The organism is Streptococcus vulneris, from assembly GCF_019218685.1.
GTDB lineage: Bacteria > Bacillota > Bacilli > Lactobacillales > Streptococcaceae > Streptococcus > Streptococcus vulneris.
The window spans coordinates 20,685-39,677 of record NZ_JAHUZC010000012.1; the positions used below are offsets into that span (position 1 = coordinate 20,685).

Genomic DNA, 18,993 nt, shown 5'->3' on the forward strand with positions numbered 1-18,993 from the left:
TTTATTGAATACCTCCTGTCATGGCTAGGATAATCAAAATGAGGTTGACTATGACTAGGGCGATGACTATAGTAAAATCACTTTTTAAAAATGGCTGAGCAAACACATAGTTTGGTGATTCCATTTCTTCTAGCCTTCTTTTCGTTTCATTTGCTACTAATTCTTCAATTTCAGATGTCGGTTTCATCTCAATTCTCCTATAAGTATAAATCTAATGCAAGTTTTCCATACTGCTTGGTATAACGATACCAGATATAAAGAAATTCACCTACTGGTTTTCCAACGCTTTCTTGGAACAAGGCCCACAAAAACCAATAATATGAAGTCACTGAGACATAGGCAAAATAGTGACGTTTGGTTCTCTTGTCTGGAACTTCTTTTAAATAGATTTCAAGTACCTTTTCAGCTTCTTCTACTGTATAATTTGAACACCCGATAAAGGTTCCTAAATCTCCTGCTGGATCTCCCATACCAGAATATTCCCAATCAATCAAGCTCATTTCTCCAGCTTCATTCAACAAAAAATTTGGGCTATAAGAATCTCCGTGGCAGAGAACCTTTTTCGCTTTATCTTCTTGTAAAAGCTTCTCGAGAACTGAGACATTCTTATCCAACTCTTCAAGTCCATCAAATTCAAAACGATTGCTAGCTTTTAATTTTTGTCTAAAATCATCAATTCCCTCAAATTGATCAAAAGAATGATCTGTTTTTTCTCCAGATTGGTGCAAGCGTCTCAAGAGCTCCATTGCTTTTGCTACATCATCCCAATTATCATAATCTAGTTGCTTGGCATTAGGGATAAATTCTGAAATTTTCCAGCCCTCATTCTTGTTCATGGCAACAAAAGTACGGTCAATCTTTAATTTTGCAGCAATTTCCATGGAAGCCGCTTCACTAGCACGATCGATATAATTCTCCGTTCCTCTACCCGGATGACGGTAAACATATTTCTTCCCTAGGCAGTCAAATGAAAACGAAGTGTTGGTTAGACCATCTTTTAGAGGTTTGATATTGACAATATCTGAAGCTATACATCCTAATGTCTTACAGATGTTATCAATGATTTCCGAATTCGTATTCACCAAATAGTGTTCATCAAACTGACGCAACTCATCTAGTGAATCAAACTCCTTAACAATGTCTGCTGAATAATGCCGAGCTTCTAAAGGAAGCTCCTTGACGTGACGACTATAATAATCTTCCCAGAGTTGTTCGCGATATGGTTCGTGCTTAAATTCAGTTTCTAAAATATCTACAAACTTTTCACTAAATGCACGATCAAAATAAACGTGCCCCACCATAGCCCAAGTATTCGTCCCACCGATTTGAATATCGATAATCGTGTGATTGGAGTCTTCCTTAGAGCAGTATTCGTCTGTGTCTCCTTCTGCAAATATAGTCGAATAATAACCCCTGTAAATGTATCGTTCAAACGGATTTTCTACAAAATAATTATCCGATGAACAGATATAAGTGTTGGAAAGTTGATCTCTGACTAGCATGAGAGAAGAACAGTTATTGTATTTGTAGTAATCATTATTCACAACGATTTTAACGCCAAACTTTTCTGCCAGATAGAACATTTTTTCTTGCAGATAACCTACAATGACTGTAATATCCTCTATCCCAGCTTCTTGCAATTGCTTGATTTCTCTCTCAATCAAACGCTCACCTTTGACTTGAAGCAATCCTTTAGGTAGCTCATAAGACAAAGGGGCAAAGCGGCTACTCATACCTGCAGCCATGATAATGGCATTCTTCACCTGATACGGAGCCAAAGCATCCTCACCTAAGTCAGTTAAGTGATTTTCCTCACTGATCCACTTCTCTTCTTTACATTCCTTGAGAAGATTATTTACCGTCCCCAAAGCGATATCTAGCTGTTCAGCCAATTGTCTCTGCGTAAAGTTTTCGTCTTTGTGAGTCAACAAAAAATGTAAAAGTTTAAATTGTTTTTTTGATAGCATATCCTCAACCTCTTTTGTTCAATGTTTTTATCTATTCGATTATACAATGAACATTTGCTTTTGTCAAGTTAGATTCTATAGTAAGAAAACAGGGAACTATAATATTTGTAGTGGGTAAATTCCCTATAGATATTATGAAGCCTATTTTGTTGTAGAAAAAGTTCCGTAATATCTAGAATGAAAAATGACCAAACCATCATTAGAAAGAATCGTATGGAACAATTAAATTAACAGGAATATCCACAGGAAATCATCGCTAAACTGGATTATGATGCTCTATCTCGTCCTGATTACGCTAGCCAAATGAAGAAATATGATTTTCAAAAATTGTCTAAAATTCCTTACCTTGAAACAATTGGTATCCCCAATAGAACCCCTTCTTAGAAAAGCTGTTTCAAGTGCTATCATTTCTCGAAAATGACTCTCTCTAAAACTTCTCTCATCAATAAAAATTGAGCAAAAGTTGATTGAAAAGACTTCTATGACCGATATTGCCCACCAGCAGGCCATTTCAACTTCAACTGTCATTCGCAATCTCAATGACTTTCACTTTAAGCATGATTTTTCTCGGCTTCCAAAGACTATGTCTTGGGATGAGTACTCCTTTACCAAGGGAAAGATGAGTTTCATTACGCAAGATTTTGACAATCTCAATATCATCACTGTTCTTGAGGGAAGAACACAGCCTATCATCCGAAATCATTTTCTGCGCTACGATAGAGCAGTCCTATGTCAGGTGAAAATCATTACTATGGATATGTTTAGTCCCTACTATGCCTTAGCTAAACAGATTCGCTTTCTAATTTCTAGGCTCAGGCTGAAACAGTCTCCCAGACTGTTTCACTCCCAAACGCTAAAATCGTGTTGGATCGCTTTCACATTGTACAACATCTTAGCCGTGCTATGAGTCGTGTCCGTGTTCAAGTCATGAATCAGTTTCATCAAAAATCTCATGAATACAAGGTTATCAAGCGTTACTGGAAACTCATTCAACAAGATAGTCGAAAACTCAGCGATAAACGTTTTTATCGCCCTACTTTTCGTATGTACTTGACCAATAAAGAGATTCTAGATAAGCTTTTGAGCTATTCGGAAGACTTGAAACACCACTATCATCTCTACCAACTCCTGCTTTTTCACTTTCAGAACAAGGAGGCAGACAAATTTTTCGGACTCATTGAGGACAATCTAAAGCAGGTTCATCCTCTTTTTCAGACTGTCTTTAAAACCTTCCTCAAGGATAAAGAGAAAATTGCCAACGCCCTTCAACTACCCTATTCCAACGCCAAACTGGAAGCAACGAATAATCTCATCAAACTTATCAAGCGCAATGCCTTTGGTTTTCGGAACTTTGAAAACTTCAAAAAAAGGATTTTTATCGCTCTGAACATCAAAAAAGAAAGGACGAAACGTGTCCTTTCTAGATCTTAGCTTTTCTTCAAACCACTACAGTTGACAATGAGCTCTGAAATCGAGCTCTGTGAATGAAGGGTAGACACACTTCATTCTGTTCCATTTCAATGATTAGAAGCTAACCTTCCAGTGCAGATGAGAATTGCTTTGCAATCTCTATATGCAGACTAAAATAATCCCCTGGATTTGATGACTGCTTCGCAATCTCTATTCACCGACTAAAAAGGTCCCCCGGACTATAATGATGATTACTTCGTAATCTTCATCTGCCGACTAAAACAATCCACTGGATTGTTTTAGCCACCTAGATATGCTTTTCTGACTTCTTCTGATGAAGCGAGTTCTTTTCCTGTTCCTGATAGAACGATTTTCCCTGTTTCCAGTACATATCCTCGGTCAGAGATTGCGAGTGCTTTATTAGCGTTTTGTTCGATCAAGAGGACAGTTGTCCCTTGCTTCTGGATATCTTGAATGATATCAAAAATCTCTTGGATAAAGATTGGGGCAAGTCCCATTGATGGTTCATCTAAAAGAAGAAGTTTTGGTGTTGACATAAGGGCGCGTCCCATGGCAAGCATTTGTTGTTCCCCCCCTGAAAGAGTGGCTGCATCCTGGTTCTTCCGTTCTTCAAGACGTGGGAAGCGTGAGAAAACTTTCTTCAAATTAGCTTGATTTTCTTCACGATTTTTCTTTAAGAAAGCTCCCATTTCTAGATTTTCCATAACAGTCAAGCCAGGGAAGACGTGGCGTCCTTCTGGTACTTGTGAAAGACCACCTGCCACGATTTTCTGAGCCGGCATTTTTTGGATTTCTTGACCTAAAAATTCAATCTTTCCTGAACTCGGTCTAACCAAACCAGACAAGGTACGGAGAATGGTTGTCTTACCTGCACCATTGGCACCGATAAGGGAAACAACTTCTCCTTCATTCACTTCAAAGCTTACATCACGGACCGCTTGGATCATGCCGTAATGCACAGAAAGATTATCAACTTTTAACATAGACATTAGGCTTCACCTCCTAGATAAGCTTCGATAACGCGTTTATTGGTCTTAATTTCGTCTGGAGTTCCCTGAGCAATCAAACGACCGTATTCAAGTACGTAGATACGTTCTGTAACCTCCATAACCAGATTCATATCATGTTCAATCAACATGATTGTAATCTTAAATTCATCTTTGATGCGACGAATTAACTCAGTCAATTCGGCTGTTTCCTGTGGGTTCATACCTGCTGCTGGTTCATCTAAAAAGAGAATTTTAGGTTCCGTAGCGAGGGCACGAACAATTTCCAAACGACGTTGTTGTCCGTAGGCAAGATTTTTAGCAAGAGTCTCTGCATCACCATCCAAATCAAAGATTTTCAGCAATTCCAAAGCTTTAGCCTTTAATTCTTTTTCACTCTTGTAAAAAGCTGGTAAGCGTAAGAAACTAGCAAAAACATGTTGTTTGTGATGGTTGCCAAAGGCAATCAAAACATTGTCTAAAACTGTTAAATCTTTAAAGAGACGGATATTTTGGAATGTACGTCCAAGTCCCAAAGAAGCAATCTTATAAGGTGACTTTCCATTCAAAAGGTGGCCATCTAGGGTTACTGTTCCCTCGCTTGGTTCATAAACACCAGTCAAGAGGTTAAAAAGGGTGGTTTTCCCAGCTCCGTTTGGACCGATTAGTCCAACCAGTTCCCCTTCGTTCAATTCAAGAGTCACATCTCCAACAGCTGTTAGACCGCCAAAATGTTTGGTTAACTGTTTTACTTCAAGTAATGCCATTAGTTTTGTTCCTCCTTCTTAGATTTTTTAAAGAAACGTGATAGGCTCAATTCCCATGTTCCAAGGAGTCCACCTGGTCTGAAAATCATTACCAATACCAAGGCCAAAGCGTAAATAATCATACGCACGCTAGCAACGTCTTGGAGAAGCATATTCAAAATTCCAAGGACAATAGCTGAAACGATTGCACCTGTAATGGAACCAAGTCCACCAAATACAACAATAATTAAAACGTTGATTGAGTTGATGAATGTGTAATCTTTCGGTACAACAGATCCAATAAATCCTGCCTGAAGTGACCCTGCAATACTTGCAGTAATAGCACCAAATACAAAGGCGATGATTTTAATTTTAGTCGTATTAACCCCAACTGACTCAGCAGCGATTTCATCCTCACGAACAGATAGGGTTGAACGTCCAATTGGACTACGCAAGAAGTTCAAGGTTGCAATGGTTGTAATCACGACAAAGAAGTATACCATTGGCCAAGTTGTAAAGTTTGGAATTCCCAAGATACCTGCCGCACCATTTGTAATGCTTCCACCATTGATGATAAAGATACGGATAATTTCAGAAACACCTAGAGTCGCCACCGCAAGGTAATCCCCCTTCAAGCGCAAGGTTGGAATTCCGACAAGCAAGGCAACTGCTCCTGAAAGCAAAGCCCCTATCAGCATAGCTCCAAAGAAGGCACCGTAGGTTGGTGATTTAGATCCAATAATAGCAGCGGCATAGGCACCAATCGCCATGAAACCAGCATGCCCAAGTGAAAATTGTCCTGAAAAACCAACGATTAAGTTGAGACCAACAGCCAAAATAATATTAATTCCAATTTGTTGTAAAATCTGTACATAGAATAGGTTGAGTACTCCGACTGAAACCAGTACACTAATCAAGCCATAGCCAGCTAATAAAAGGAGTAACCATAGAATATTAACTTTTAAATTTTCCTTCATCGTTTACACCTTCTCTTTCACATTTTTACCAAGAATACCTGCTGGGCGGACAATCAAGATCAACAACAGGATTCCATAAACAATGGCATCACGGAAGTCTGACATTCCAAAGGCTGTCGCAAAAGTTTCCAATAAACCAATCACAAAACCACCAAGAGCCGCACCAGGAATAATCCCGATACCACCAAGTACTGCGGCAACGAAAGACTTAAGACCTGGAGTAACCCCCATCAAAGGCTCAAGAGAGTTATAATAGAGGGCAATCAGAACACCAGCTGCACCAGCAAGAGCTGAACCCAAAGCAAAGGTAAAGCTGATAGTACGGTTTACATTGATCCCCATCAATTGTGCCGCATCGCTATCTACAGATACAGCACGCATGGCTTTCCCCATCTTTGTTTTTTGGACAATGACTTGTAACAAAATCATCAAAATCAAGGAAATGGCCAAGATCATTAACTGCACATTTGTTAAGCTGATTGGTCCCAAATCATAGCGAACTGTTTGAATCGCTTGAGGGAAGGCACGGGTATTGGCACCAACCAGATAGACCATCCCATACTCCAATAGGAAAGAAACCCCAATAGCCGTAATCAAAACAGCAATACGAGTAGAGTGACGCAAAGGTCGGTAAGCAAGGAACTCAATCACGACACCAAGAATGGCTGTCGCTAACATAGCTACAATAAGAGCTACAAAGAAATTCATTTGGAAAGAATTAATCAAGAAATAACCGATAAAGGCTCCCATCATATAAATATCACCGTGGGCGAAGTTGATGAGCTTGATAATTCCGTAAACCATGGTATATCCTAGGGCTAACAGCGCATAAACACTACCTAGAATCAAACCATTTACTAGTTGTTGGAGCATAAGATTCACTCTTTCTATTTATAATTTTGAGGGTTTCCCCTCACTTTTTGATAGGTTCTTAAACATCGAAACAGGGAGTGAGTCAGAGGCTCATTCCCTATTTCAACATTTTTCTATTATGGTTTTACAACTTCTGCTGCTTCAACCTTACCATTGTTCATGGTCATCATGTAAGCAGTTTTGACTGTGTTGTGGTCTGCATCAAAGCTTGTTTGACCAGTCACACCTTCAAAATCTTTTGTTTTAGCAAGGTTATCCTTGATTTCACCAGAGTTTTTAGCACCTTTTGCTGCGTTTGCTACAAGGTGAACTGAGTCATAAGCCAAGGCTGCAAATGTTGAAGGCTCTTCGTTGTACTTAGCACGGTAAGCATCAAGGAAAGCTTTTGCTTTAGCTGAAACTTCTACAGTAGTTGAGAAGCCTGAGATAAAGTAGATGTTTGATGCTTTTTCAGGAGTTGCTTGTTGTACAAACTCTTCACCGTTGAATCCATCACCACCAACGATTGGTTTGTCAATTCCCATACCACGCGCTTGGTTTACAATTTTACCAGCTTCAGTGTAGTAACCAGGAACGATGATAGCATCAAAATCTTTCCCTTTCATTTTTGTAAGGGCTGCTTGGAAGTCTGTGTCACCTGCTACGAAAGTTTCATCTGCAACGATTTCACCTTTGTAAGCTTCACGGAAGGCTTTGGCAATACCTTTAGCATAGTCGCTAGCATTATCAGTGTAAAGAACAACTTTCTTAGCTTGCAATTTTTCAGAAACATAGTTTGAGATAATTTTTCCTTGGAAGCTATCTTGGAAAGTTCCGATAAAGAGGTAATCTTGACCTTTAGTCAATCCATCTTGAGTCGCACTTGGCGAAATCAATGGAACACCTGCTTTTGTAGCGTTAGCTACCGCAGCTGCAGTTGCACCAGATGTCGCAGGTCCTACGATTGCTGATACTTTAGATTGGGTTACAAGGTTAGTTGTTACTGAAGCCGCCTCAGCTGTTTCAGACTTGTTATCTTTATCGACTACTTCGATTTGTTTTCCATCGATACCACCTGCAGCATTGATTTCATCAACGGCAAGTTGGGCACCTTTTTGTTCAGATGTACCGTAGGCTGCTACGGCACCAGTTTCTTCAAAGTTAAATCCAATTTTGATTGTCTTTTCATCTACTGAATTACCAGCAGCGTTTGACGCTCCAGACTTCACTTCTCCACAGGCTGCAAGAAGTGCTACACTTGCAAGCGCCACAAACGATAGGGCAAATTTTTTCTTCATCTTTTTTGTCTCCTTATTCTTAAATAAATAGCATGTTAAGAATATACCGAATTATCAGAAAATTGTCAACACTTTTCTTAGACTTTTTCGATGATAACGTTTTCCTCTCGATAAAGATTGCCCACAAAGGGTGTTTCCAACTCTTGGATATGACAAACTCTAACTTTTTTTATAAATTTTTCCTTGCCCAAGCGCCCGACCAATTGCTCCACTTCTTGAGTTGGAACATAAAGCTGTAAGTAACGATGTTTCTTGGAATGATAGGTAATATCTCCATAATCCTGCAGTTTTTTGGCATCACGATTATAGTAAAGATAGATAATCAAGCCAGATCGATTGACTTTTTCAAACATGATAAATCCTCTTTCTAAGAAATCTCTCCCTATTATACCAAAAAAAGCAAACCCAGTCGAGTTTGCCTTCTATCACCATTAATTCAATGAATTGTTGGCCATGATTTCATCAATAAAGCCATATTCAAGTGTTTCCTGGGCGCTCATCCAGTTATCTCGTTCTGCATCTGCATGGACTTTTTCGATTGACTGACCTGAATTTTCAGCCAAGATTTTTTCCAAAGTATTACGAGTTTTAAGCAAGTGTTCTGCAGCGATCGCCATATCGGTTTGCTGAGTACCTCCACCTGTACCACCCATTGGTTGGTGGATCATATACTCTGCATTTGGAAGCATGAAACGTTTGCCTTTTGCTCCACTTGATGCAATGACCGTCCCCATAGATGCGGCCATACCCATAACGATGGTTTGGACATCGGCCTTGATAAAGTTCATGGTATCAACGATTGCCAAACCAGCTGAAACGGAACCACCAGGTGTATTGACATAAAGGTAAATATCTTTTGTACTATCTTGGGCATCTAAGAAAAGCAATTGGGCAATAACAGAGTTAGCCATATTGTCTTCAACTGGGCCTGTCAGCATAATGATGCGGTCTTTGAGAAGACGTGAGTAAATATCGTAAGAACGTTCTCCACGGCTTGTTTGTTCAATAACTACAGGAATCATTTATTTCTCCTTTTGAGTTTTAATTTTGTTGGTCAAATGACTGAAGATAAGACTATTATAATATCTTGGTCAAAAAAGGTCAAATTTTTGCTCTGTTTTCATCAGACAGAAACAAAAATTCAACCTCCTTTCGTGACTGGAGCTTCTTTTCCAAGTCATTCTTCTTTTCGATCTTATTTCGTACCGAACAAGCGGTCTCCAGCATCTCCAAGACCTGGAACGATATAACCGTGTTCGTTCAAGCGTTCATCCAAGGCTGCTGTAAAGATTTCTACATCTGGATGAGCTTCTTGAAGGGCTTTAACACCTTCTGGAGCAGATACAAGGCAGACAAATTTGATATTTGATGCACCACGTTTTTTAAGAGAGTCAACAGCCAAGATTGCTGATCCACCTGTTGCCAACATTGGGTCTACCACAAAAATTTGACGTTGGTCAATATCTTCAGGTAATTTCACCAAGTACTCAACTGGTTGAAGCGTTTCTTCATCACGGTACATACCAATGTGGCCAACTTTAGCAGCTGGAACCAAGCTCAAAAGTCCATCCACCATCCCGATACCTGCACGCAAGATTGGAACGATAGCCAATTTCTTACCTGCCAATTGTTTTTGAACTGTTTTTGTGATTGGTGTTTCGATTTCTACATCTTCTAGTGGAAGATCACGAAGTACTTCATACCCCATCAACATTGCAATCTCATCTACTAGCTCACGAAAAGCTTTTGTAGAAGTATCTGTACGACGCAAGATTGACAATTTGTGTTGAATCAGTGGATGATTAATAACTTCAATTTTTCCCATTTTTGGAATTCCTTCTTTCAATTTATTCTTCTTATTATACCAAAAAACGGTTTAAAAATCTTTCTAAACCATTTATTTTTGATAATTTTTCACATTAAATCAGCCTCTTTAAGAGCTGTCTGTACTGTCTCAAGTGGTAAATGAGTCAATTCTGTTCCCTTTTCTTGATAAAGGTATTGGGCGTAGTCGTCCATTCGGTACTGGTTGATATAAACCACACGCTTACAACCGACCTGAAGCAATTGTTTGGTACAATTCAGACAAGGAAAATGGGTTACATAGGCTGTAAAGCCTTTAGGAACACCACGTTCTGCACCTTGAAGGATAGCATTGACCTCAGCGTGAAGGGTGCGAACACAGTGGCCTTCAATGACCAGACATTCGTGGTCAATACAATGCTCGGTTCCTGACACTGAACCATTGTAACCAGTTGAAATAACCTTATTATCCTTTACCAGAATTGCGCCCACTTTGGCACGTTTACAAGTGGAACGATTGGCAATTAGTAGAGCTTGGGCTGCAAAATACTCATCCCATGCTAGTCTTTCTTCAGTCATATCTCTTCTCCTTTTTCTCTATTTTTTAAAAAATGGTAACCGTAAATCTGCAATCTTTTCAGCAGGTACCTTCATGCCATCCTTGATCCATTTTAAAAGGACTGAGACGATGGCTGAACTCCAGAAGGAATGAAGATAAGAGCTGACACCTTTTGATTTTCCATGGTATTTTTCCAGAAACTCCTGCATGGCTTGGACAAAGATTTTTTCCAGATGGTAATCTAAGGCAAGTTGAATCACTCTGGCTTCCTTTCTTGCTTCTCGGAAAAGGTGAACCCAGACCAGATAAAGGTCTGTCTTTAAATCATAATGATGCAACTGTTCCATAATATTGTGGACAGTTCGTTTAAATACGCTTTCTAAAATCTCCTCTTTGGAATCATAATTGCGATAAAAGGCCGCACGAGAAACGCCTGCACGTTTGACCAATTCAGAAATACTAATCTTGGTCAGGTCCTTTTTTTCCAAGAGTTGCAAGAGGGCTGTTTCGATGGCTTCTCTAGTTAATAAATTGGATTCTTGGTTTGATTTTCTGAGATTTTCAAGAGATTTTTCAGAGATTCTACGTTCAGACATAACATTTTCTTTCTACTTGTCACAACAGACGGATGAGGCTTTTGTTTCAAGGGCTTTCATGATATAATTGTAAAAAAAGACAGAACCTTTGTCAATGTATAACTGACAAAGATGGAGAATTTCTATGACTTGGAAGATTATTGCTGACTCTGGTTGTGATTATCGTCAGCTGGCAACACCAGCTATTGACACGACCTTTGTAAGTGTCCCCTTAACCATTCAAGTAGCTGATCAGGTCTTTGTTGATGATGCCAATCTTGACATTGACCAAATGATGGAAACCATGTATGCAACTGCAGAAGCTTCAAAATCAGCTTGTCCAAGCCCAGATGATTATTTGCGAGCATTTGAAGGAGCCAAAAACATTTTCCTAGTAACCATCACTGGTACTCTTTCTGGCAGCCACAATAGTGCTCAACTAGCAAAAAATATTTATCTGGAAGAACATCCTGACACTAAGATTCATGTGATTGATAGTTTGTCTGCTGGTGGGGAAGTTGACTTGCTCGTAGAAAAATTGAATGACTTGATTGACCAGGGCTTATCTTTTGAAGAAGTGGTTGAAGCTATCACTGCCTATCAAGAAAAAACCAAGTTACTTTTTGTCCTAGCCAAAGTCGATAACTTGGTGAAGAACGGCCGTTTGAGCAAGCTTATCGGTACGGTCGTTGGCCTTCTAAATATCCGTATGGTCGGAGAAGCTAGTGAAACTGGAACTCTCGAATTGCTACAAAAAGCACGAGGACCAAAGAAATCAGTTCAAGCTGCCTATGAAGAATTAGTCAAGGCTGGATATGCTGGTGGCCGTATTGTCATGGCTCAACGCAATAACGAGAAATGTTGCCAACAGCTTTCAGAGCGAATCCATGAAACCTTCCCACAGGCGGATATTAAAATTCTCCCAACATCTGGTCTCTGCAGTTTTTATGCGGAAGATGGCGGTTTGCTGATGGGATATGAAATTGATTAATTGCATTCTTGACAAGAGGTGACCATCATCTCTTGTTTTTTGTGGTACAATAGAGCTATGAAACATTTTGATACTATTGTCATTGGTGGAGGTCCTGCTGGTATGATGGCTACGATTTCCAGTAGCTTTTATGGACAGAAAACCCTCCTCATCGAAAAAAATCGGAAACTTGGAAAAAAATTAGCTGGGACTGGTGGGGGACGCTGCAATGTGACCAACAATGGTAGCTTGGACGACCTACTAGCTGGCATCCCTGGAAATGGGCGCTTTCTCTACAGTGTCTTCTCCCAATTTGATAACCATGATATCATCAACTTTTTTACTGAAAATGGTGTTAAACTTAAGGTCGAAGACCACGGCCGCGTCTTTCCGGCTAGTGACAAGTCTCGGACCATTATTGAAGCCTTGGAAAAGAAAATCGCTGAGCTAGGCGGACAAGTTCTCACTCAAACAGAAATTGTTTCGGTTAAAAAGGTAGAAAATCAGTTTATCCTTAAATCCACAGACCAAACATTCACTTGTGAGAAACTCATTGTCACAACTGGTGGGAAATCCTATCCTTCTACTGGTTCGACTGGTTTTGGTCACGAGATTGCCCGTCATTTTAAACACACCATTACCGAGCTTGAGGCTGCTGAAAGTCCTTTGTTGACAGATTTTCCACACAAGGTCTTGCAGGGTATTTCACTGGACGATGTGACCCTAAGCTATGGTAAGCATGTCATCACTCATGATTTGCTCTTTACCCACTTTGGTTTGTCAGGCCCTGCTGCCCTGCGTATGTCTAGTTTTGTCAAGGGTGGGGAGGTTCTCTCACTAGATGTTTTGCCTCAACTTTCTGAGAAGGACTTGGCTGCATTTCTAGAAGAGAATCGGGAAAAATCCTTGAAAAATGCTTCAAAAAACTTGTTTCCAGAACGCTTGGCAGAATTTTTTGTGCAAGGCTATCCTGACAAAGTCAAACAACTGACTGAAAAGGAACGCGAACAACTGCTCCAGTCTATCAAAAATCTCAAAATCCCTGTAACTGGTAAAATGTCTCTTGCCAAGTCATTTGTTACCAAAGGGGGCGTCAGTCTCAAGGAAATCAATCCCAAAACTCTAGAAAGTAAGCTGGTCCCTGGCCTCCACTTTGCGGGCGAGGTACTGGATATCAATGCTCATACGGGGGGCTTTAACATCACTTCTGCCCTCTGTACCGGCTGGGTGGCGGGATCAAACCCAATCTAAATCTGAATTATTTAATGGCTAAATCAGCCCCAAAAGAAAGGAAGTCCTTTGGAACATATTATCTTGTTAAGGGGAGTTACTCCTAATGGAAAAAATGCTATCCCTAAAATGTCTTATCTAGTAGATATCTTAACAGAAGCCGGTTTTCAACAAATTCGAACCTATATTCAAAGTGGTAATATCATTCTTGAAAGTGATTTAGATTTAGAAGAAATACGAGAATGTGTTCATACTCTGATAAAGGAAAAAATTGGGGCCGACTTAAAAATGGTTATCAAGAACAAAAGTGATTTTAAAAAAATTGTCCAAGAAAACCCGTTTGGAGAACACTATCTTTATGACCGTATACATGTGATTTTTTATCAAGAATCTATTCAAAGTCTCCCTTTAGAAAAATTGAAAATTGATTACGGTGAAGAAGAAATTTGTATCGGTAACCATTGTCTTTACCTCTATCTCCCTAGAACTGCTAAACAAAAGAAACTCCATACCAACTATCTTGAAAAGCTTTTTAATGTAGATTTGACCATGCGAAAACTAAATGTGGTAGAAAAATTATTAAGCAAATAGTGCTTGAATTTAGTAAAAATCGGAAGAATGCTCCTCCGATTTTATTTTGTCTGAGTTTGGACATAATAGGCAATGACATCTGATGTGTACTGGGCTGTTCCAGGTCCAAATTTGTCAATGTTTTCCTTAAATTCTGGGTTGTAGACGTAGCCTTTACCGATATAACCAAATACCTCAATAGAGCAGTCAAATCCATAAGTACGGATGGCTTGCAAGAGTTTAGTGGCTTCTTCTTGATTTTCGGTTGCTGTTACAGGTAGACCAGCTTGAAGATTTTGTGCCAAAGCTTGAAAAACTTGGTTGAAGGCAGCTGTAGCCTCGTCTTCGTGACCTTTTTGGCGCTCCAGCGCTTGGTCCATGACTTCTTGTCCATATTTCTCTACCGCCTCTTGGTGGTATTTTTGATGGTCTTGGTAGTTAAATCCAGCAAATTTCTCTTGAATGCTCATTTCTCTTTCTCCTTTTTGTTCTTTAATGGTTTTTTGCAAGGTTGAAATCAAGGTATCCAGATGTTCCCTTTCTCGAGTCAAATAGTCCAACTGTCTGGTCAGATGGGGCAATAAATCTGTCCTTTCTTCCTTTAATAGCTCTGCTATTTTTTCTAAAGAAAAACCTAGATATTTGTAATAAAGAATGACCTGAAGTCGCTCCAAATCCTCCTGACTGTATGTTCGATAGCCGTTTTCCGACTTTAAAGGAACCAAAAGCCCTATCTTATCGTAGTGGTGCAGGGTCTTGACAGAGACACCCGAAAGCTGCGCAGCTTCTTTTATATGGTACATGATTTCCTCCTTACAATGATAGTATAACCCCTACCCTTAGGTCAGAGTCAAGCGTTTTTGCGAAATTTTTTTACTTTATCATAACATGAAAATGGTTTTCTTGACAGACCTTAGAAAACATGATAGGATAGTCAAGTCTATCAATCAAAAGAAAGGCTCATTTTGAGTACTTATGAGGCTATTTGCCAAGGGCAGTAGCTTTTTCTTTTGTAATACTAATTTTAGGAGTTTAACTATGTCTGAAAAATCGCAATGGGGTTCTAAACTGGGCTTTATCCTAGCATCTGCTGGTTCAGCCATCGGACTTGGAGCCGTTTGGAAATTTCCTTATATGACTGCTGCTAACGGTGGAGGAGGCTTTTTACTAGTCTTTCTCATCTCCACTATTCTAATCGGTTTTCCCCTTTTGCTAGCTGAGTTTGCCCTCGGCCGAAGTGCTGGTGTCTCAGCTATCAAAACCTTTGGAAAACTAGGAAAGAATAGCAAGTACAACTTTATCGGTTGGATTGGTGCCTTTGCCCTCTTTATCCTCTTATCTTTCTACAGTGTTATTGGAGGATGGATTCTAGTCTATCTAGGCATTGAGTTTGGAAAATTGTTCCAAATTGGTGGAACGGGGGATTATGCTCAGTTATTTACTTCCATCATTTCAAATCCAGCCATTGCCCTAGGGGCACAAGCGGTCTTTATCCTATTGAATATCTTTATTGTATCACGTGGGGTTCAAAAAGGGATTGAAAGAGCTTCGAAAGTCATGATGCCCCTGCTCTTTATCATCTTTGTTGTCATCATTGGGCGCTCTCTCAGTTTGCCAAATGCCATGGAAGGGGTTCTTTACTTCCTAAAACCAGACTTCTCTAAGCTGACAAGTGCTGGTCTCCTCTATGCTCTGGGACAATCTTTCTTTGCCCTCTCACTAGGGGTTACAGCCATGCTGACCTATGCTTCTTATTTGGACAAAAAAACCAATCTAGTCCAGTCAGGGATTTCCATCGTAGTCATGAATATTTCAGTATCTATCATGGCGGGTCTAGCCATTTTCCCAGCCATGTCAGCCTTCAATATCCAATCTGAAGGGGGACCGAGCCTGCTCTTTATCGTCTTGCCTCAGCTCTTTGACAAGATGCCTTTTGGAACCATTTTCTACATCCTCTTCCTCATGCTCTTCCTCTTTGCGACGGTCACTTCTTCTGTCGTTATGTTGGAAATCAATGTAGGCAATATCACCAATCAGGACAACAGCAAGCGTGCCAAATGGAGTGTTATTTTAGGAATTTTGACCTTTGTCTTTGGAATCCCTTCAGCCCTATCTTACAGTATTATGGCAGATGTTCATATTTTTGGGAAGACCTTCTTTGATGCTATGGACTTCTTGGTTTCCAATCTCCTTATGCCATTTGGAGCTCTCTGCCTTTCACTTTTTACAGGCTATATCTTTAAAAAGGCTCTTGCAATGGAGGAACTCCATCTTGATGAAACAGCATGGAAACAGGGACTGTTCCAAGTCTGGCTCTTCCTTCTTCGTTTCATCATTCCAATCATCATCATCGTGGTCTTCATCGCCCAATTTATGTAATCAAAAAGGACTTGAGTAGTAAACTCAGGCCCTTTCTTTTTTATGGATGGCTAACAATCAATTCCAGACCTTGCCCTTCCAATGTCCAAGCTTCAACATCACTTGGTAGGATAAAGTGGCTACCTTTTTGGATTGGATAATTTTTCCCGTCAACAGTTAGTTGACCTTGACCAGCCAAGACACTGAATAAGCTGTAGTCAGCTGTCTTTTCGAAGTCAACTTTTCCAGTAATTTCCCACTTGTAAACTGCAAAGAAATCATTGGATACAAGGAGAGTGGAACGTAAATCATCTGCTTTGATAGTTACAGGACGGCTATTGGCAGGCTCGCCAATATTCAAGACATCGATAGATTTTTCAAGGTGAAGTTCACGCAAGTTGCCATTATCATCCTTACGGTCAAAGTCATAGACACGGTAAGTGGTATCGCTAGATTGCTGAGTTTCAAGAATCAAAATTCCTGCTCCGATAGCATGCATGGTGCCACTTGGAACATAGAAGAAATCTCCAGCCTTAACAGGTACTTTGGTAAGCAAGGCATCCCAGTTCTTGTCCTCAATTTGCTGGCGGAGTTCTTCTTTTGATTTAGCATTGTGACCGTAGATAATTTCTGAACCTTCGTCCGCTGCGATAATGTACCAGCACTCTGTTTTACCTAGCTCACCTTCATGTTCTAACCCATATGCATCGTCTGGATGGACTTGGACGCTGAGCCAGTCGTTGGCATCGAGGATTTTGGTCAAAAGCGGAAATACAGGCTCAGGACGATTGCCAAACAATTCACGGTGTTCTGCATACAAAGTAGCTAGGTCTGTTCCTTCAAAGCGACCATTGGCAACTTTAGAGACACCATTTGGATGGGCTGAGATGGCCCAGTATTCTCCGATTTTTTCACTTGGGATGTCGTAGCCAAACTCATCACGTAGCTTGGTTCCACCCCAGATTTTTTCTTGCATAACTGATTGTAAAAATAATGGTTCTGACATCTTCTTCTCCTGTCTGATTTTTCTCCCCTCATTATAGCAAAAAGCTCCATCTAATTGAACTCTTTTTCACATCTTATAAAGTAGGGAGAAGATTTTATAAAAATAGTGAACAAATGTGCTCTACTCAATGCTTGCACCATTGCTGGCAATGACATCCTTGTACCAGTAGAAGGACTTCTTCTTGCTACGTTTGAGACTTCCATGACCTTCATTATCACGATCCACATAGATAAAGCCATACCGCTTGTTCATTTCGCCTGTTCCAGCCGAAACCAGATCGATACAGCCCCAAGTCGTATACCCAAACAAGTCAACTCCATCTTGGTAAATGGCATCTCGCATAGCCTTGATATGAGCCTCTAAGTAAGCAATCCGATAGTCATCTGCTACATAACCATTCTCATCCGGTGTATCCATAGCACCTAGACCGTTTTCCACGATGAACATTGGCTTTTGGTAACGATCCCAGATAGCATTGAGGGTGATACGAAGACCAAGTGGGTCAATCTGCCATCCCCATTCTGAGGATTCTAGATAGGGATTTTTGAGGGAGGCAAAGACATTTCCAGCAGTTAATTCTTTAACTTCTGGATCACCTGAGGCCACTCGACTTGCATAGTAAGAGAAGGAAACAAAGTCAACAGTGTGATTCTTCAACAAGTCCAAATCCTCTGCCGTCATTTGAATCTCAATCCCCTCACGCTCCCAATGCTTCTTTGCGTAGTTTGGGTATTCCCCACGCGCTTGAACATCAATGAAGAAGTAACTCTTGCGGTCTTCCTCCATGGCTGCCCAGTAGTCTCTTGGATGGGCTGTGTTAGGATAGTATTGCCCTGCAGCCAACATACATCCCACCTTATTTTCTGGGTCAATTTCGTGGGCAATCTTTGTCGCAAGAGCTGAAGCTACCAACTCATAGTGTGCAGCCTGATATTTAACCAGTTCTTGATTTTCTCCTTCTTCAAAACAGAGCCCAGCTCCCATAAAGGGGGCATGGAGAATCATGTTGATTTCGTTGAAGGTAAGCCAATATTTGACCAAACCCTTATAGCGGGTAAAGAGTGTGCGACAAAGTTTTTCATAGAAGTCTAACATCCGACGATTGCGCCAACCACCGTACTCTGTAATCAAGTGCATAGGACAGTCGAAATGAGTGATAGTCACCAGAGGTTGGATACCATACTTGTGGCACTCCTTAAATAAATCCTCATAAAAGGCTAGACCAGCTTCATTTGGCACTGTTTCGTCGCCCTTAGGAAAAATCCGAGTCCAAGCAATGGATAGACGATAAGTCTTAAAGCCCATTTCCGCAAAAAGGGCAATATCTTCCTTGTAATGATGGTACATATCAATAGCTTGCTTGGCTGGGTAAAAATAGCCCTCCTCAAACGAAAACATCTTTTTCTGACCTGTGATAATGGCTTCACGATCTGGACCGATGGGGACGACATCCACATTCGCCAATCCACGACCTTCTAAATTATAAGCACCCTCACACTGGTTGGCAGCTGTCGCTCCGCCCCACAAGAAACCATCCGGAAAAGTCAGTTTTTCGGTCATAACTCTACTCACTTTCTTATTTGCTTGTTCATTTACTTATATTATAACTTATTCTGTAAACCTTTTCTTATAAAATACTGTGACATACTGATACTATTCTACTAT

At 40.3% G+C, this 18,993-nt stretch carries 19 protein-coding genes and 1 pseudogene; 5 read left to right on the top strand and 15 right to left on the bottom strand.

The genetic code is table 11. From position 1 onward, the window contains the following. Position 1: 1 nt before the first annotated feature. Together KUA57_RS08115 and KUA57_RS08120 are read right to left on the bottom strand one after the other, a co-directional pair. Positions 2 to 187: a hypothetical protein gene (locus KUA57_RS08115; protein WP_004261584.1), complete on the bottom strand. Its 186-nt coding sequence runs from the start codon at positions 185 to 187 to the stop codon at positions 2 to 4. Between the two features lie 10 nt (positions 188 to 197). Next, positions 198 to 1,967 (bottom strand): phosphotransferase, encoded by a 1,770-nt coding sequence (locus KUA57_RS08120; RefSeq protein WP_125448115.1) that lies wholly within the window; start codon positions 1,965 to 1,967, stop codon positions 198 to 200. A gap of 243 nt (positions 1,968 to 2,210) precedes the next feature. Between KUA57_RS08120 and KUA57_RS08125 the strand changes: the two are divergent. Then, positions 2,211 to 3,398: pseudogene (locus KUA57_RS08125) on the top strand (transposase); the annotation flags it as partial. Positions 3,399 to 3,676: 278 nt separating this feature from the next. On the opposite strand, the gene KUA57_RS08130 reads toward KUA57_RS08125, so the two are convergent. The 10 genes from KUA57_RS08130 to KUA57_RS08175 form a co-directional block, all read right to left on the bottom strand. Beyond that, complete coding sequence (locus KUA57_RS08130; protein ID WP_000062200.1) at positions 3,677 to 4,387, bottom strand: ABC transporter ATP-binding protein; 711 nt, start codon at positions 4,385 to 4,387, stop codon at positions 3,677 to 3,679. After that, entirely contained in the window at positions 4,387 to 5,151 is a 765-nt protein-coding gene (locus tag KUA57_RS08135; RefSeq protein ID WP_001185997.1) for an ABC transporter ATP-binding protein, read from the bottom strand. Before KUA57_RS08135 ends, KUA57_RS08130 begins: the two co-directional genes overlap by 1 nt. After that, on the bottom strand, positions 5,151 to 6,107 hold the full coding sequence (locus tag KUA57_RS08140; protein ID WP_218494041.1) for a branched-chain amino acid ABC transporter permease: 957 nt from the start codon (positions 6,105 to 6,107) through the stop codon (positions 5,151 to 5,153). The genes KUA57_RS08135 and KUA57_RS08140 overlap by 1 nt, the downstream gene beginning before the upstream one ends. Positions 6,108 to 6,110: 3 nt before the next feature. Next, positions 6,111 to 6,980 carry a branched-chain amino acid ABC transporter permease gene (locus KUA57_RS08145; protein WP_000941421.1) on the bottom strand — a complete coding sequence of 290 codons (870 nt, stop codon included), beginning with the start codon at positions 6,978 to 6,980 and terminating at the stop codon, positions 6,111 to 6,113. 116 nt (positions 6,981 to 7,096) lie between these two features. Beyond that, entirely contained in the window at positions 7,097 to 8,257 is a 1,161-nt protein-coding gene (locus tag KUA57_RS08150; protein WP_000726117.1) for an ABC transporter substrate-binding protein, read from the bottom strand. A gap of 77 nt (positions 8,258 to 8,334) precedes the next feature. Further along, positions 8,335 to 8,610, bottom strand: coding sequence for a YlbG family protein (locus tag KUA57_RS08155; protein ID WP_000462122.1), 276 nt, complete (start codon positions 8,608 to 8,610; stop codon positions 8,335 to 8,337). Positions 8,611 to 8,688: 78 nt separating this feature from the next. Beyond that, a complete protein-coding gene (gene clpP, locus KUA57_RS08160; protein WP_000613475.1) occupies positions 8,689 to 9,279 on the bottom strand; it encodes an ATP-dependent Clp protease proteolytic subunit ClpP in 591 nt (196 codons plus the stop codon). A 173-nt stretch (positions 9,280 to 9,452) separates the two neighbouring features. Next, positions 9,453 to 10,082 (bottom strand): uracil phosphoribosyltransferase, encoded by a 630-nt coding sequence (gene upp, locus KUA57_RS08165; RefSeq protein ID WP_000515974.1) that lies wholly within the window; start codon positions 10,080 to 10,082, stop codon positions 9,453 to 9,455. Between the two features lie 89 nt (positions 10,083 to 10,171). Then, a complete protein-coding gene (locus KUA57_RS08170) occupies positions 10,172 to 10,639 on the bottom strand; it encodes a deoxycytidylate deaminase (protein ID WP_023947240.1) in 468 nt (155 codons plus the stop codon). 18 nt (positions 10,640 to 10,657) lie between these two features. Further along, the gene (locus KUA57_RS08175) at positions 10,658 to 11,215 is read right to left on the bottom strand and encodes a TetR/AcrR family transcriptional regulator (RefSeq protein WP_000004136.1); all 558 of its coding nucleotides are present in this window, start codon (positions 11,213 to 11,215) and stop codon (positions 10,658 to 10,660) included. Between the two features lie 124 nt (positions 11,216 to 11,339). On the opposite strand from KUA57_RS08175, the gene KUA57_RS08180 reads away from it, so the two are divergent. From KUA57_RS08180 to KUA57_RS08190, 3 genes are read left to right on the top strand one after another with little or no spacing between them, the layout of a single operon-like run. Beyond that, complete coding sequence (locus KUA57_RS08180) at positions 11,340 to 12,185, top strand: DegV family protein (RefSeq protein WP_004256807.1); 846 nt, start codon at positions 11,340 to 11,342, stop codon at positions 12,183 to 12,185. A 57-nt stretch (positions 12,186 to 12,242) separates the two neighbouring features. Then, positions 12,243 to 13,415, top strand: coding sequence for an aminoacetone oxidase (aao, locus tag KUA57_RS08185; protein ID WP_218494042.1), 1,173 nt, complete (start codon positions 12,243 to 12,245; stop codon positions 13,413 to 13,415). Between the two features lie 48 nt (positions 13,416 to 13,463). Then, positions 13,464 to 13,985 (top strand): DUF1697 domain-containing protein, encoded by a 522-nt coding sequence (locus KUA57_RS08190; RefSeq protein ID WP_218494043.1) that lies wholly within the window; start codon positions 13,464 to 13,466, stop codon positions 13,983 to 13,985. A 41-nt stretch (positions 13,986 to 14,026) separates the two neighbouring features. Here the strand turns inward: KUA57_RS08190 and KUA57_RS08195 are convergent, their stop codons facing one another. Next, positions 14,027 to 14,767 (bottom strand): MerR family transcriptional regulator, encoded by a 741-nt coding sequence (locus KUA57_RS08195; RefSeq protein ID WP_000274780.1) that lies wholly within the window; start codon positions 14,765 to 14,767, stop codon positions 14,027 to 14,029. 235 nt (positions 14,768 to 15,002) lie between these two features. Here KUA57_RS08195 and KUA57_RS08200 point away from each other — a divergent pair, with 235 nt between their 5' ends. After that, on the top strand, positions 15,003 to 16,343 hold the full coding sequence (locus tag KUA57_RS08200) for a sodium-dependent transporter (protein WP_218494044.1): 1,341 nt from the start codon (positions 15,003 to 15,005) through the stop codon (positions 16,341 to 16,343). A gap of 40 nt (positions 16,344 to 16,383) precedes the next feature. Here KUA57_RS08200 and manA read toward each other — a convergent pair whose 3' ends face one another. Together manA and KUA57_RS08210 are read right to left on the bottom strand one after the other, a co-directional pair. Further along, entirely contained in the window at positions 16,384 to 17,328 is a 945-nt protein-coding gene (gene manA, locus KUA57_RS08205; RefSeq protein ID WP_218494045.1) for a mannose-6-phosphate isomerase, class I, read from the bottom strand. A 120-nt stretch (positions 17,329 to 17,448) separates the two neighbouring features. Then, positions 17,449 to 18,888: a 6-phospho-beta-glucosidase gene (locus KUA57_RS08210; RefSeq protein ID WP_218494046.1), complete on the bottom strand. Its 1,440-nt coding sequence runs from the start codon at positions 18,886 to 18,888 to the stop codon at positions 17,449 to 17,451. Between the last annotated feature and the right edge of the window lie 105 nt (positions 18,889 to 18,993).